The following is a 16,120-nucleotide window of genomic DNA, read 5'->3' on the forward strand; positions in this document are numbered from 1 at the left end:
TACCTGCTTCTTTCCGCCTATGTGATTTTTATTTTGATTTGGGATAGACGGAGGTAAATTAGAAAAAATTCAACCGACTATGCGATCAATTCTGACCTTATTTATTGGTTTTTTCACCTTTTACGCCGTAGGACAAAACCTAAATCCCTCCCAAAGTGATCAGCGCATGTACGATATCATCGCTGCTGTTTCAGCTGACAACTTAGAAAATGACATCCGGATCCTTGCCGGATTTGGAACCCGGAATACTTTTTCTGACACGCTGTCCGATACCCGTGGGATTGGGGCTGCAAGAAGGTGGATCAAAGCCGAATTTGACCAAATCTCTGAGGAATGTGGCGGTTGTCTGGAAGTGTTCTACCAAAAAGACTACGTAACCAAGGCCGAAAATACACGAGTACCCAAAGACGCCTGGGTGGTGAATGTAGTGGCCATACAAAGAGGGACAGAAAACCCTGACCACTATATCATCATGTCAGGAGACATCGACTCCAGGGCGAGTGATACCATGGACTATGAAATAGACGCTCCAGGCGCCAATGACAATGCCTCAGGCATGGCCGGAGCGATAGAAGCTGCAAGGGTCCTTTCAAAATACAAATTCAAAAACAGCATCGTATATGCAGGCTTGTCAGGAGAAGAACAGGGACTTTTCGGTGGGGCTGGATTGGCCAAATATGCCAAGGAAAACGGCTGGAACATCCTTGGGGTATTGAACAATGACATGATCGGCAACATAGAAGGAGTGGACGGAGTGATAGACAACCGTACGTTTCGGATATTTTCCGAACCAGTCCCACCCACAGAAACGGAACGAGAGCGGAACATGAGGCGGTTTTACGGTGGGGAAGTGGATGGCACCTCGAGGCAACTGGCCCGGTATGTGCACCGACAAACCTTGACCTACATGCCTGAAATGAACCCGATGATGGTCTATCGGCTTGACCGCTTTGGAAGAGGTGGACATCATCGCCCTTTCAACGATCTGGGCTTTCCGGGTATCCGTATCATGGAGGCACATGAAAACTACAACCGACAACACCAGGACATCCGTGTGGAAAATGGCATTGAATACGGAGATGTAATAGAAGGTGTGAATTTCGAATACGCAAAAAAACTGACAGCTGTCAATGCCATCACCCTTGCAGGCTTGGCCTGGGCCCCACTGCCTCCTGAAAACGTGGGCATTGGAGGAGTTGTGCAGCCTTCCACCAAATTGGCCTGGGATAATCAGAATGATGAGCACCTTGCCGGATACAAAGTATACTGGAGGCAGACCATCTCCCCTACTTGGGACCATTCCCGGTATGTGGGAAAAATCAATGAGTTTACTCTGGAGGGAATCGTTATTGACAATTTTTATTTTGGGGTATCAGCTGTGGATAAGTTTGGCAATGAATCAGTGGTTGTTTTTCCACAACGGGTAATTAGAAACTAATGGGCGGTCATCTGGTATTTAAAAGATCCCCTCACAATATGGGCTTTTCTAACACAGCCCCTTTCAATTTCTAATTCTTTCTTTTAATATCATCCCGATAGGCAAATGATCACTGAATCCCTCTAGGTTTAGTCCCGCAGAAGGCCTTCCAAAGCGAATAGGGGTATGGTAGGCGCCTCTGACCATTCTGTCCAAAGCAAAAACAAATACCTTGTCCACATCGAATGCAGTGGCTGTGCTTTTGGACATCACATTGCGTGACACCATAAACTGATCGATGATCATCAAATTGCTGTTGAAAACGTAGGTACCATATGCGCCATCCAAAAAAGGAAACATCAGGTTGTATAAGTAATTGATGGAACGTGCATTTTGAATTTTAGTCCGATTGTTGGACGTCATAAGGTAATCGGTAATAGAACGATTGAATGGTTCATCATTGAAGTCACCCATAGCCACAATGGAAGCATTTCTTCCCTGCTCCTCAAAAATCCGATCGATCCAATAGCTTAAAGTTTCACCTACCATCATCCGGTAAGGTTCTGATTCATATTGTCCTGCGCTTCTTGCAGGCCAATGATTGCCGATCAAAATTAATTTATTTCCTCCCAACTTTGTGGTCAGGTTGATCTGAAACAAATCCCTTGTAGCATTCCGCTTCATAACCTCTAGGGTAAAAATCAGGCCATCATCATCATACCGATCAACATCATAGGCAATGGCAATGTCTATTCCACGGTTGTCTTTGGTATCATGGTGCATCACTTTGTACTGTCGGCTGATTCTTTTTCCTACCTCCTCCATAAGTAAGGTCAACACCTGTTTGTTTTCAATTTCACATACCCCCAGGATATCAGGACCATTTCCTTGGTCATATTCCGCTATTACAGAGGCCAGATTTTCAATTTTTCTTTCCAAAATCTCTTCGGTCCACCCGGCTAACTCTTGATTCAGCCTGCTTTGAAGCCAATCGGGTCTGCTAGGGGAATTTTGTATGTCAAACAGGTTTTCAAGATTCCACCATAAAATGTGATGCGTTTCATTGGCCATGGGAAGTCATTTAGATTTTGGTAAAAAGCGGTCACTTGAGGGTTAAACCTGGATCTTGCGCTTAATTATCAGCAAGTTACAGAATTTATGGAAGAGACCACAGGTCAGAAAAAATATAAAGCCACTAACAAACCTTGTGAGCCTTACTAATCGCTCTTTTTGATAGGCATCTGGGTGCCTGATGAATTTTTCAGGCCAATTGAAAGACCTAAGGGTAGACCTTCCACCAAAACCTGACCTAACCTCACAGAGGATACCAATCCTCCTGAAACAAAAAAAGCCGCTTCCAGATGAAAGCAGCTTTTTCCAAAAATTAACCTAATACCAAAACATTTTAATCCTTTTCAAATACCCGCACATAGTCTACCGCCATTTGTTGGGGGAAAACGGTGGTATTGTCCGGGTTACCCGGCCAGTTGCCCCCAACTGCCATGTTGATCAGCAGGAAGAAAGGCTTTCTGAATTCATCCATTGCTGATGGAGAGATATCCATTTCATAATACACCTCATCATCCAAAAGCCAGGAAATTCTATTTTCATCCCAAATGATGGAATAGACATGGAAATTATCAGCGAGCTTGGCCCCTCCCGAAAGGGTCTTGGAGCCCCCTTGGTAGGCATAGTTGCCATTGTTGTCCCAATGTAGCGTGCCATGGACGGTATCGTCTCTACCATTCGCCGAACCTCCGATCATTTCCATGATATCGATCTCTCCGCAGGCAGGCCAGCTGACCTGAGGGATATTCTCACCCAACATCCACAATGCAGGCCAGATGCCCTGACCTCTTGGCATGGCTGCCCGGATGTCTATCCTGCCAAACTGAAAGACCTGTTGGCCCTGGGTTTTCAGCCGGGAAGAGGTGTAATTCTTCCCACCTATATTTTCCCGCTTGGCGGTGATGATCAGATAACCATCTTTTAACTCCGTATTTTCCCTGCGGTAAAACTGCTGCTCATTGTTTCCCCAGCCACAAAGATTAGGACAGCCATCACCCAACTCAAAAACCCAATCACTGGAAAGGGTTTCAGCGTCAAATTCATCATTCCAGGCCAAGGTATATCCCTCATATTGCATGGGAGACTCGAAGCCGGAAACGGGTAATCCAATACCGAGCAATTGCTCGGTAATCTGTACCTTTTCTTCTTGCTTGATAAAATCTGATTCGGTGGCATGTGCCTGAACCGTGATGGTGTATTCTCCGGGAAGGGTGTAGCGATAGGATGCCTGGTTTCCCGTCACGAGCTCAGGAAATTGGTTGTATACTCCAAAACCCACCCGGAAGAAATTGACCTTTTCGGCTGAAAAACTCACATTCACCACGCCGTTTTCCCCCATGGCAACATTAACTTCCAAATTGGAGGGAAGTAAAACCTGCTGGTCAACTTCCTCCTGATTGCAGGAACTTGCTACAAGCATCACGGTCAGGAACAGTATGGATTGAACCATTTTAGTTAACATCATCATACCTAGTCGTTATCGGGAATGAGCACAAAGGACCAGAACACCGCCCCTGAATCTGTAATGTCCAAAGTGATGGTCAATTCCTCTACGCCTCCCTCGTTTACATATCCAATTACATCATAAGTAACCGATTTGTTGGCTTCAGGTGGTCCAGCAGTGTATTCGCCACCATTGAAGGCCTTCGGCAATACCATAAAGGCACCTGTTCCCGTTACGGTGATTTTCGCATTGGTGGTTTCGGTCCCTTCGGTAAAGGTAAACTGATGTGAACCTGCACCCCAGGCTTCCCCTACAGTTCCTACCAGGTTTGCAGCTGGCTGACAGCCTTCCGCTTCTACGCCCATATAGAATTCTCCAAATATATCTCCTTGCGGATCATAGGCATAGGTGCCGTCTTCGCTGAAAATGAACAGGTCATTGAACAGACAAGGCCTGTCTCCGGATATGTCATTCCCATTAGGGAAAAACTCATCACTTCCTGGCCTGGGCCCTACCCCAAAGGCACCGGCAGCAGGTTTCAGTTTCCAGGCTTTGGTGCCATTTCCAATCAGATTCTGAAGGGTAAACTCTCCCGTATCCACAGGATCGGGATCGGGATCTGGCGTTTCTTCGCCGGGCTCAAAACCTTCCGGAATCAGGCGGATGTACCAGGCCAAATCCGTATTGGCTTGATCCACGAACCTTAAAAATAACTCATTTTCTGTAATATTGATGATCTGGTAGGTCCTTCCTCCGGCAAAATAGCCTAAAAACCCACCTTGTGAAATCGTTAATTCAGGATATCCACCCTCCGGTTCGGCCATGCTCCACTTCAAGCCATCAGGGGCCACGTATGGGGCGGAAAGATCACCCACTCCGGGATCAAAAGCTCCCGGGAAATTACCTCCTTGGGCAGCATTTAAGTAAACCAGGCCATCTGTTTCCATATTGAAGTTGAAGCCAACCAAGAAGAAGGTATACCGGTCTGTGTACATGCCAGAACCTGCCTTTTCATTGGGCTGTGCCTGGTACCACTCCGGGAAATCACCTGCTGCTGAGGAAGGGTTTGGCCCAACCCCAAAGTGACCCGATCTTCCGGCGTCAATCTTCCAGGTCTTGCCTTCGGTAGCCTGTGCCCCGCCAGTAAGATTGTTGAAAAGTGGCCGGTCCAGTAATAAGGGATCGGTTTCTTCAATGACAATTTCCCTGCTTGCACTGACACTTCCTCCCCTGTTGAAGACGGTAAGGGTCACGGTGTAGGTACCCGCTGTAGGGTAAGTCCCGGTTACACTTTTCCCCGTCGCTGAACTTCCGTTGCCCAGATCCCAGTTCATCAGGAAAAAATCATTGTCAGCAGTAAACTGAAGGATGTTGTTGCTCTGCTCGGTAGGCTGAAAACTGAAGCCCGCCTGTTCTACTGTAGGAGGACTGTCTTCCAAAGCATATTCCTCCACACATGCTGCCAATACCAACAAAGGCAACATGTACATGATATAGTTTAAATATTTTTTCATTTGAGTTTATGTTTAATATCCTGGATTTTGATTCCATATTCCACCGGCTAGGTCAATTTCGACCTGTGGGATTGGAAACAATTCATGCTTTCCTGTCACGAAGCCACTGATGCGATCGGCAGCCTGACCGGTTCTTACCAAATCGAAGAACCTGTACCCTTCACCGGATAGCTCATACCGCCTTTCTTCCAAAATCGCCTGATACAAAGCCTCACCGGAACTGTTGATGGCCGGCATGTCTACCCTTGCCCTCACCTTGTTCAGTTCTGTTCTTGCCCTGTCATCATTTCCTGATCTCTGGAAGGCCTCTGCCGCCATCAAGAGTACATCTGCCCAACGGATCACCCTGTAATTGAGCGGGCTGGTCAAATCATCATCCGGGAGGCCTCTTTCATCCAGCCTTTTGATGTATTTGTTGTTAAAATATCCCGTATGGCCTCCACCACCAATCGCGTATGTGATATCCTCTGAATTAGGCTGGGCAGCAATAAATGCCTCCAAATCCAGAACGGTCGCTTCCCTTCTGATATCCCCTTCCTGAAAGGCATCAAATAAATCCTGGGTAGGGAGATTATAGCTGTTGCCATCTGCATAAAGGGGTCCATTGTATTGCCTGATGCCATGGAAACCCACAGCAGCATTGCCATTCAAACAGATCAGGCAACCATAATCACCCCCCTGTAAGCCGCTAAACTGTACCGTGAATACATCTTCGGCTACATTTTGGTTATTGGCAAAAAACAGGGTGCTGAAATCGTCAAACAGGGCATATCCGCCCGGATTGTTATCGATCAGGTTGCCCAGAACCGTACTGGCTTCCGCATATTTGTTTTGATACAGCAGGACTTTGCCCATCAAGGCCCTTGCAGCTCCTGTGGTCAGTCTGCCCACTTCACTTGGCGTAGCAGGCAGCACTTCGATGGCGGTTGCCAAGTCAGCCTCTATCTGTGCATAGATTTCTGCTTTAGGAGTTCTGGGGGTATTGGGAATTTCATTGATTGAAATCCTTCTGTCCACGATCAGGGGCATGTCTCCAAAATATTTCACCAGATTAAAATAGAAGTAAGCCCGCATGAATTTTGCCTCTGCCAGAATCCTGTCTTTGCCTGCAAAATCAATTTTATCCTGATTTTCAAAGATAAAATTGGCGCGGGCAATCCCGGTATAATTGACCCTCATGACGGCCCTTAGTTCCTCATTGACCCCACCGTGTGTCATGTTTTCAATTTCGTGAAGACCTCTTGTGTCATTGACACTTTCTCCTCCGGCAATGGAATTGTCCGAAGCAATCTCCCCAATCCAAATGGTGAGGTAAGCCGGCTGCATCATATCATAAACTCCTATGATTGCCCGGTCAAAATCTTCCTGTGTATTGAAGAAATTTTCTGCATCCTGGGTAAATTCAGGATCAATGTTCAATAAACTATCGCAAGCGGCAAATATCCACAAAGACATGAATAGAAACCATTTTGTCAAATTTTTCATGTTTTTTAGAATTTAATATTTAAACCAGCCATAAATGAGCGTGCCTGTGGATAGATTCCGTTGTCCACTCCTGCAAAAAGTGGATTGCCTGCTCCCACATCCGGATCAAATCCCTGATACCTGGTCAAAGTGACCAAGTTGTTGGCTGCCAAGTAAAACCTGAAATACTGCACCCCTATCCTTTGGGTGATGGCCGTAGGAATGGTATAGCCCAACTGTACATTTCTCAATCTGAGAAAAGATCCATCCTCTACATAAAAGTCAGAGAAAACGGTGTTTCTGGTAGCACCGGTGGTCAATCTGGGAACTTCATTGGAGGTACCCGGTCCTGTCCAGCGATCGATGTTGTAGGACAACTGATTGGCAAAAGGCTGCTGTCTTTCGTAGTTCCGGATGATATCCTGGCCCAAGGCTGCATAGATATTGGCGCCAAGATCGAATCCTTTGAAATCCATAGACATGTTGAATCCCATGACCACATCTGGAATAGGGGACCCAATCATGACCCTGTCAGAATCATCCCCGAAATTGATCACCCCATCACCGTTTTGATCCACAAACCGCAAATCGCCCGGCTGTGCACCTGGCTGGGAAACTGGACTGGAGGCAATTTCCTCCTGGGACTGGAAGATTCCGTCCGTCTGATATCCGATGAAATACCCAATCGGAAAGCCTTTTTCAAATCTGGTGGCCACATTACCCCCTACACTGAAGCCTGCACCCGGGATAAATTCAAACCCTTCCGGCACGGCAGTCACTTCATTTTTGATAAAGGTGACATTGTAATCAAACCTGAAATTGACTCCTGAGCTTTTGCTTGTTCCATAGCCCAATTCCAATTCGATCCCTCTGTTTCTTACGTCACCGGCATTGATGACCGGCGGGGAACCTCCAGGCCCATAGGACCCGAGAAGTGCTGAAACATCAGGTTGGAACAGCAAGTCCCTGGTGTTTTTGATAAAATAATTTGCGGTGAAATCCACACTGCGGAATAAGGAAAAATCCAAGCCAATGTTGGTCTGAAAAGTAGTTTCCCATTTCAGGTCAGGATTGCTGGTATTCCCGATGGCCGCCCCGTTGATGATCAAATCATTGAAAACATAAGTGGCTGAACCATTCAGCAGACCTCTGTAGCGAAACAGTCCGATCTGATCATTTCCTGAGACGCCAAAACTGGTTCTCAGTTTCAAAAAGTCAATGGCTTTGACATTGAAGAAGGATTCGTCAGAAATCAACCAAGCGCCAGAAATGGCCGGAAAATAACCGATCCGGTTGTTGGGGCCGAAGTTGGTCGATCCATCCCTTCTTAGGATGGCAGAGACAAAGTACCGCTGCCTGAAATCATATTCACCCCGGATAAAGGCCGAGGTCAGCCGCTGTCTGCTTTGGAATGAGCCTGTGTTGTTCAAAAATCCACCAGGGGCCTGATTGGCAGAAATATCCGCAAAATTCAGGTCATTGTTCGGAATATTGAATCCTGTCCCGTTCAATCCTTCACTTCTGTTGCCGACCAATGAAAGTCCAAACATCCCTTTGACCCGGTGATCCTGACCGAAATTTTGATCATAGTTCAGGAATGTTTCCAGATTGTAATCCAAAAAGGTATTCCTGGATTCAAACACATTGGCTCCTCTTTCGATTTCAATTCCGCCGATATCTACCAAGACGGGATCCAGATTTTCATTTCTGGCCGAATTGGCAAATTTACCCTGTCCATACCATACAAGCGGGTTGAAGGCTTTAAAATCCACCATGGCAAAATTATACCCTGCCCGGCCTGTCCAGGTAAATCTATCGTTGATCTGATATTCGATTTCCTCTTTGCCTACGATCTTATTGACCCAAGAGTCATTAAAGGTGTTTTCCATTTGGGCCAAAGGATTGATGATGTCATTCACATTGTCCAAATAGGAAAAGCGGTCTCCTACCCGAAGAGGCTCTGTGGGATACGCATTGATGGTATTGTACAGCACAGAACCGATGCCACCTTGGGGCAAACTGCTGCTCTGTTCTCTGGTAAACAGAAAAACGTTGGTGAACTTCAGCTTGGGAGCGATTTCCGTGATGAAGTTGATTCTGGCATTGTATCTTTCAAAATTGGCTTTGGGCCCTCCCACGATGCCCTGCTGGGCAAAGTAAGAACCCCCTATGGAATAAGTGGTTTTGTCTGAACCTCCGGTCACGGTCAGGTTGTATTCCTGAATGGGCGCATCCTGAAAAACAGCATCCTGCCAGTTGGTACCTTCACCCAATTCCACATTGTTGAAAGGCATAGGCTGACCACCCGCTGCAAAAGCTTCATTTTTCAGAATAGCGTATTCCCGGGCATTTAACAGGTCTAGCTTTCTGGCTGTCTGTTGTACGCCATAAAAAGCATCGAAATCCAGTCTGGGTTTGGAGCCCAGGTTGCCTTTTTTGGTCTCAATCAGGATCACTCCATTGGCTGCCCTGACGCCATATATACCAGCCGTACCATCTTTAAGCACATTGACTGATTCGATGTCGTTTGGGTTAAGGGCATTCAGTCCTGCCGCATCATAGATGACCCCATCTACCAGGATCAAAGGATCATTGTCCCCAAAAGTCCCTATTCCCCTGATCCGGATGTTGGAGGTACCCCCTGGGGCTCCGGAGTTGGTGGTAATATTCACCCCTGCCATCTGCCCCTGTAAGGCCTGATCCACTCTGGGCATATTCATCTTTTGGATGTTCTCTCCCCTTACCTGAGAGGTAGCCCCGGTCAGTTCCCTTTTGGTGGCTGTACCGTAACCGATGACCACTACTTCATTGAGGTTGGTCATGTCTTCCTGCAATACAACATTGACCTCAGCAGCATTTCCTATCCTGATGATTTGTGGCTGGAAGCCCAAAAAGGAAAATTGAAGGTCATCACCTGCACTGGCATTGATGGTAAAGTTGCCATCAAGGTCTGTGACAGTACCCACTGTGGATTTAAGCTTTAATACACTGACCCCAGGCAACGGACCCCCAGTTGCATCCACTACTTTGCCTGAAGTTACATTTGATTGTGCCCAAGTACCATAATGGAGTGCAAGGGCAAAGCACAGCAATAAAATTTTTTTCATTTTTTTTGGATTTATTACGGTACACAAAGTGAGATTTAATTCACAACAGACAAAAACCAGCAGTACATCAATACTACATCATCACCATTTTTCCAGTTTCACAAAAACTCAACAAAAAGCCCATAAATCGCCTTATACATAAAATTAGATGGGTTTTTAATTTTGATGGCATCTCATGTTTGTGAAGAACCTATTACATCAAACATAAAAATCCTATATTGCCTTTTGCAACAAGTGATCATCCATGAAAACAATCCCTATCAGCCTGCTGCTTTCCCTATTTATCCATACCGCTTTTTCACAATCGATGGGGTTGCCCTTTTCCAGGTATTATTCCAGTCAGGAATACCAAGGCGGGATCCAGAACTACGCTATCACGCAAAATGCATCAGGGATGCTGTATGTGGCCAACAATTATGGTTTAATGGAGTTTGACGGTACGACATGGAGAAGACATGCTTTGCCCAGCGGTGCCAAAGTGAGACATGTGCAGATAGATGCCAATGGGGCCATTTATGTCTCCGGGCAAGGTGATTTTGGCACCTTTCTTCCCAATTCCAAAGGACAGCTGACCTTTGAATCTCTCAAAAACAGCCTTCCTGAAGATATCCAAAATCTTGAGGAAGTCTGGAAGGTTTTCGTTACTGAAGAGAATATATTTTTCTGCACTTTTGAGCGGATATTCGTTTTTGACAGCAAGAGGAAATTTCAATACAGCCTGGAAAGTGAAAGCAGCTTCGAAAGCTTCCATCTTAGCCACAACATCCTGATGGTAAACGAAATCGGGGAAGGCATTAAAAAACTTCAGGACGGGGCTCTCGTACCGATAAGCAAAAGTGGATCATTTGGGGATTTTTTGGTGACAGGAATATTGCAATTGGGCCAAAACAAATATTTGGTCTTTACCCGCGACGATGGCATTTTCACCATGAGTGGGGAGCTGACTTTGCCATGGAACAGCATGGATGATTTGACCATCAATTCGGCCTTGCTGTTAAGGAACGGCAATATTGCCTTAGCCACACAGCAGGATGGCCTAAAGCTAATGGATGCAACCGGTAAAATACTGATGAAGCTGAACAAGGACAATGGTCTGAACAACAATTCCATCATTTCCCTTTTTGAAGACCTCAATGGAAACTTATGGATCGGGCACAACAATGGGATTACCATGGTGCAGCTCAGTCTTCCGTTTACCAAAATCAACCAGTTTTCAGGACTGACCGGTACAGGATATCATGCAGCTTTTGACCAGGGCAGGATTTTTTACGGCACCAACAATGGGGTATATGTTCAGGAAAAAGGAGATGACAGCCTATCGGAGATCTCCTTGATCAGCAATTCAACAGGCCAGGTCTATCAGATCAAATCCATTCAAAACCATCTCCTCATTGCACACAATGACGGAGCGTTTGTAATAGAAGGTAACGCAGCCCGGAGGATTGAAGGACCAAGTGGCGTTTGGAACTTTCAAACCCTCAGAGGCCGACAGGGTCTCTTGCTCGTAGGAACATACAATGGCCTTCATCTCTTTCAAATGGATGAAACCGATATTCAATATGTAAGGCAAATCAAAGGTTTCAATGAATCCAGCCGGATCATTGAGCAGGATGACAAAGGAAACATATGGGTAGCACATGGTTATAAAGGGCTGTACCGGATACAACTTGATGATCAATTGGAATCCGCCACCGTGACGTATTTTGGCCAAGCGTCCGGATTGCCCACCAGCATCCTCAACAATGTGTGGCGGATCAACAACCGGCTTGTGTTTACCACCCAAGCAGGGATTTTTAAATTCAATGAGCTTGAAAATAAGTTTGAAAGGGATGATTTTTTTAAGCCTTATTTTGATGGGGGATTTCAGGCACATTACCTCATAGAAGACCAAATGGGCAATATATATTTTATAGGAGAAACAGAATCCGGGGTGTTGGAGAAAAAGGTTGACGGGAGTTATACCAAGCATTTTCAGGTCTTCAACAAACTTTTGCCCATTCTCAATGATGACCTTCAGAATATTTCGACCATTCAGGGGAATGAGGTGCTTTTTGCCGCCAATGAGGGTTTTATCAGATTTAGCCTGAATGAAAATACATATCAGCCTTCCACTTTTCCCACCTTGATAAGGGCTGTTTATTTGACTGGGGCATCCGATTCTTTGATTTTTGGGGGAAATGTTTCATACCATCATTCCCAAAGTAAGGCCGCGGCTGGAGATCTGAAAATTCCTTACCATATGGCCAATATCCGGTTTGAAAGCAGCAATCCGGTCCCAAACAATGAGAAAGACCTGAGGTTTCAATATTGGCTGGAGGGTTTGGAACCTGGATATGGGGACTGGATTGACAAGCGGGAAAAGGCCTATACCAATCTTAGGGAAGGGAAATATACCTTTCATGCCAAAACAAAAAACCTCTACGGAGAAATCAGCCCGGTGGCATCCTATTCCTTTGAGATTTTACCGCCTTGGTACCGAAGCAAAGGAGCCTATTTGGTGTATGTGCTGCTCATTGGGATAGCCACCTTTATGGTCTACGGGGTCGTTGAAAAAAGATACCAAAAAAAGGCACAATTGATCAAAACTGCTTCCAAAAAAGTCATTCAGGAAAAGGAAACAGAGCTCAAACATACCCAGGCAGAGATTGAAAAGCTGAAGACCGAAAAATTAAAGCAGGAAATTCAGCTCAAGGACAAGGAACTTGCCACTGCCACCATGCATTTGATTACCAAAAACGGCTTTATTGACCACATGCGCAACAACCTCAATGCCATCACCAAAAAGAGCAAGAATCAAGAGGTCAAGAATGAAATCCAAAAAGTGATCAAAAACATTGAGAAAAACTTTGCCGGAGACCAAGACTGGGAACAGTTTGAAATCCATTTTGACCAGGTCCATGGGGATTTTATGAGCAGATTCAAAAAGAAATACAACAGTTTAAGCCCGCAGGAAATCAAACTGAGTGCTTATCTGAGAATGAACCTCTCGACCAAAGAAATCGCTTATCTGATGAACATCTCCATCCGAGGGGTGGAAATAGCGCGCTATCGGCTGCGAAAAAAACTCAACCTGGAAAGAGCTGAAAATTTGCAGGAATACATCTTGAAATTTTAGGGACCATTTCCCAGGCAAAACTACATCCTGCCTTTATCGGATGCTTTGGGCCTGGATCAAAGAAAATTTGTGGTGGAATCACCTTTGCAGGCACCTGTAGATTAGGTCTCTCCATCCCACACCCTGCTGTGTTCCGCATGGGAATTCAGGTAGGCGCCGGTCTGGTAAAAGGCATCATAATAATCCGTATCCAGGTGCACAGCCTGCACATATCCTGGCATGACCAGGGTGGTAAAAGTGCCTGGAAACTTCCCGTGTTTATCAAAAATATACTGCGCTACCTCAGTGAGACAATCCACAAATTCTTCGCTGTAGGGGCTCATCTGCCTTTTGATTGCCTTACTTTCTTTCCACGGCCCAGGGGTATCTTGGTGATAAGCACCCTTGGATCCGAATTTCCGTGAGACAAATTCCTCCACGGCAGCCCTCATATCAGGATAATAGGGCGGGCACAAACCTTCATAAATCCCGTCCAGACCCACAGGATTGGGCATGATCCAGCGATCATCCCGGACAAAGCGGAACCCCATCCCCTGAATGCCCTTGTCTGCAAAAGCCCCAAGGATACTCCATCGGTTGAGACCACTGAAATACAGGCCACCGAGTCCCATGGCCTGCTGGGTCAATACCATGTTGTGCCCCATAAAGGCCAGTTCCATGCAGCAGCCTTCATAGGCCATTTGATGCAGGATCGAAAGAGGAACACGTTTTTCTTTGCTCAGAAGGCCACTTTTGATAAAAGGCTCAAGGTTGCCGACAGGCTTGCCGGCATCATCATCCATCAGGACATTGCCGTTGCTGATGGCCATGGCCATCAGGGACAGGACTGATTCACTGGCATCTCCTATGGGCATCAGTAAGGTGGACCCGGGTGCATTGGCCATCCAGAGGTTGGGTTCCAGCATATGGGGTGGCTCAGCAGGCAAGTCCAGTCTGTGGTCAGACAATTGGGTGGTGTTTTCTTTGCAGACAGCAATGATCCGTTCTGCCGCATCGCTCAGGTCATCCCCCAATTCACTGATTGCATTGGGTTGTATGTCCCGGGTATTGGTGATGTAGGTGCCCTTGTCATCGGTATACAACAAGGCAGGGGTACCGAATCCCCCTGCGGTGGGGGCTGTCCTACCTGTAAATCTTTGGGTGTAATGGGCGTGCTCTTTTGGGCGGTCAGGTCCGAAAGGAACACCAAAATTCCAACCTGTCACACCTGTACCCACAGCAATCAAGATGGATTGCTCCAATTCAGACAAGGGCAAAGGTTCCAATTTGGACCGGTAAGCCAAAGGTCCTGAGGGAATTTGCATGCCCCTTCCAAACCTGCGTGATCTTCTGCCAAAGATGGCTTTCATCAAGGGAAATTGGCTCAACTGGTGTAAGGCATTTGCTTCATGAGGCAACTTTTGTGACATGGTTTTGAGGTCTTTCATGATGATAATTTTTTTGGGTTAATGTTAAGTCTTCTCCTTTCCAAAAAGGTCAAGGGACAGATAGCGCAATCCGGAATCACAAAGGAGCGTCACCACTTTCTTGCCTTTTCCCAGCCGTTTGGCAATGCGCTTAGCTGCAGCCACATTGGCCCCGGAACTCGGTCCGGCCAGCCAGCCTTCATAGCGGGCAAGGTCACGGGTGGTCTGAAAGGCTTCTTCATCAGAAACCGCCTCGATCTCATCAATCAGATCAAGCCGGGCAGTTTCCGGAACAAATCCAATCCCAATTCCCTCAATGCGGTGACTACCTGTAGGTCCCCCGGAGAGGTTTTTGGAAGCGGCCGGTTCTACGGCTACCACCCAAGGTTGAGGACCAGTTTCACTGGCTTTCAGCACGGTAGCCACTCCTGTAATGCATCCTCCTGTTCCCACACCCATTACAAACGCATCCACATGTCCAAATTGCTTAAGTTCATGTCCCAATGCATGATATCCCAAAGCATTGTTAGAATTTCCAAACTGATTGGTCCAATAGGTATCCGGCTCCTCATTCAGCTCCTTGATTCTTTCCAGAGAACGGGCCACTAATTCTGGGGATATTCCATGACCATGACTGGGTAAGGTGTCCAAGTGAGCACCTAGGGCCTTCATGGTTAACCTCTTTTCCATAGAAATCGCATCAGTAGTCACAAAATGAGTTTTGTATCCTTTTTGGCTACACACCATGGCAAGGGAGCTTCCGGTACTACCCCCAGTCATTTCTATGACCCGCATGCCCGGTTTCAGTTTTCCGGCTTTTTCGGCTGACTCAATCATCCCCAAGGCCATCCGGTCTTTCATGCTTCCTGTGGGATTGGCTCCTTCCCATTTGACCCAAACCTCTGCATGGTTGGGATCAGTAAGGTGACGGAGTTTTAGTATAGGGGTATATCCTATCGCCGGATTATCATAGTGTAGGAGTTTATTGAGATTTGATAAAGTCTGCTTAGGCTGAGGGAAAGATGTGGGGGCAGTCAGCATACCCAAAGTTCCTGCCCCTAAAAACTGCAAAAACCCTCTTCTTGAATGGATATTTTTCTGCAAATCTTTAGGCTGCATGATTGAGTTTATTGTTTAACTGCTCAAGGTTCAATTGATCAATTCACCATCAAGAATGAGCCTCAATGGACTTTGCTGTATCCAAAAAGTGACGAAAAGCTTTGACTTTTCCATCATTTCCAAACTCCCATAGATGCACTTCTTCATCCTGAATCCTTTTGCCAGTGGATTTTACGGTAAGGTCAAATCTAAGCACAGCAGCGATGGCCTCCTTTCCTTCAAGGAGGTACGTTAAGTTGAAGTCTTGCATCTCAAAGTCCTCCTCAATATCCTCGAAGAACGATGGAACCGCTTCCTTACCCTTTCGAAACCTCATATAGGGTATGTCTTTATCTTGGCCCGTATTCCCGGTGGGATGGTGTTCCCAAAAGACATCAGTTGACATAAATTCACAGATTTTCGATACATTTCCTTGTTCAAAAGCCTGATAGATCTGCTTTACTGTTTCTAATTGACTCATTTGAAT

General features: G+C 46.2%; 10 protein-coding genes. 2 read left to right on the plus strand and 8 right to left on the minus strand.

The window, feature by feature from the left end; all coding sequences use genetic code 11:
• Positions 1 to 79: 79 nt before the first annotated feature.
• Positions 80 to 1,438, plus strand: coding sequence for a M28 family peptidase (locus tag H1A14_RS19015; RefSeq protein WP_194777886.1), 1,359 nt, complete (start codon positions 80 to 82; stop codon positions 1,436 to 1,438).
• A 63-nt stretch (positions 1,439 to 1,501) separates the two neighbouring features.
• Here the strand turns inward: H1A14_RS19015 and H1A14_RS19020 are convergent, their stop codons facing one another.
• From H1A14_RS19020 to H1A14_RS19040, 5 genes are all read right to left on the minus strand, one after another.
• Positions 1,502 to 2,488 carry an endonuclease/exonuclease/phosphatase family protein gene (locus H1A14_RS19020; RefSeq protein WP_194777887.1) on the minus strand — a complete coding sequence of 329 codons (987 nt, stop codon included), beginning with the start codon at positions 2,486 to 2,488 and terminating at the stop codon, positions 1,502 to 1,504.
• A gap of 334 nt (positions 2,489 to 2,822) precedes the next feature.
• The gene (locus H1A14_RS19025) at positions 2,823 to 3,953 is read right to left on the minus strand and encodes a glycoside hydrolase family 16 protein (protein ID WP_194777888.1); all 1,131 of its coding nucleotides are present in this window, start codon (positions 3,951 to 3,953) and stop codon (positions 2,823 to 2,825) included.
• A 2-nt stretch (positions 3,954 to 3,955) separates the two neighbouring features.
• Positions 3,956 to 5,443 carry a PKD domain-containing protein gene (locus H1A14_RS19030; RefSeq protein ID WP_194777889.1) on the minus strand — a complete coding sequence of 496 codons (1,488 nt, stop codon included), beginning with the start codon at positions 5,441 to 5,443 and terminating at the stop codon, positions 3,956 to 3,958.
• 12 nt (positions 5,444 to 5,455) lie between these two features.
• A complete protein-coding gene (locus tag H1A14_RS19035) occupies positions 5,456 to 6,928 on the minus strand; it encodes a RagB/SusD family nutrient uptake outer membrane protein (protein WP_194777890.1) in 1,473 nt (490 codons plus the stop codon).
• A 5-nt stretch (positions 6,929 to 6,933) separates the two neighbouring features.
• Positions 6,934 to 10,014, minus strand: coding sequence for a SusC/RagA family TonB-linked outer membrane protein (locus tag H1A14_RS19040; protein ID WP_194777891.1), 3,081 nt, complete (start codon positions 10,012 to 10,014; stop codon positions 6,934 to 6,936).
• Between the two features lie 244 nt (positions 10,015 to 10,258).
• On the opposite strand from H1A14_RS19040, the gene H1A14_RS19045 reads away from it, so the two are divergent.
• Positions 10,259 to 13,129: a ligand-binding sensor domain-containing protein gene (locus H1A14_RS19045; RefSeq protein WP_228527878.1), complete on the plus strand. Its 2,871-nt coding sequence runs from the start codon at positions 10,259 to 10,261 to the stop codon at positions 13,127 to 13,129.
• A 101-nt stretch (positions 13,130 to 13,230) separates the two neighbouring features.
• Here the strand turns inward: H1A14_RS19045 and H1A14_RS19050 are convergent, their stop codons facing one another.
• The 3 genes from H1A14_RS19050 to H1A14_RS19060 are packed head-to-tail and all read right to left on the minus strand — an operon-like array spanning position 13,231 to position 16,114.
• Positions 13,231 to 14,556: a hypothetical protein gene (locus tag H1A14_RS19050; protein ID WP_194777892.1), complete on the minus strand. Its 1,326-nt coding sequence runs from the start codon at positions 14,554 to 14,556 to the stop codon at positions 13,231 to 13,233.
• Between the two features lie 24 nt (positions 14,557 to 14,580).
• Positions 14,581 to 15,654, minus strand: coding sequence for a PLP-dependent cysteine synthase family protein (locus H1A14_RS19055; RefSeq protein WP_194777893.1), 1,074 nt, complete (start codon positions 15,652 to 15,654; stop codon positions 14,581 to 14,583).
• A 49-nt stretch (positions 15,655 to 15,703) separates the two neighbouring features.
• On the minus strand, positions 15,704 to 16,114 hold the full coding sequence (locus tag H1A14_RS19060) for a nuclear transport factor 2 family protein (protein ID WP_194777894.1): 411 nt from the start codon (positions 16,112 to 16,114) through the stop codon (positions 15,704 to 15,706).
• Positions 16,115 to 16,120 lie beyond the last annotated feature (6 nt).

The organism is Pararhodonellum marinum, from assembly GCF_015354735.1.
Classification (GTDB): domain Bacteria; phylum Bacteroidota; class Bacteroidia; order Cytophagales; family Cyclobacteriaceae; genus Pararhodonellum; species Pararhodonellum marinum.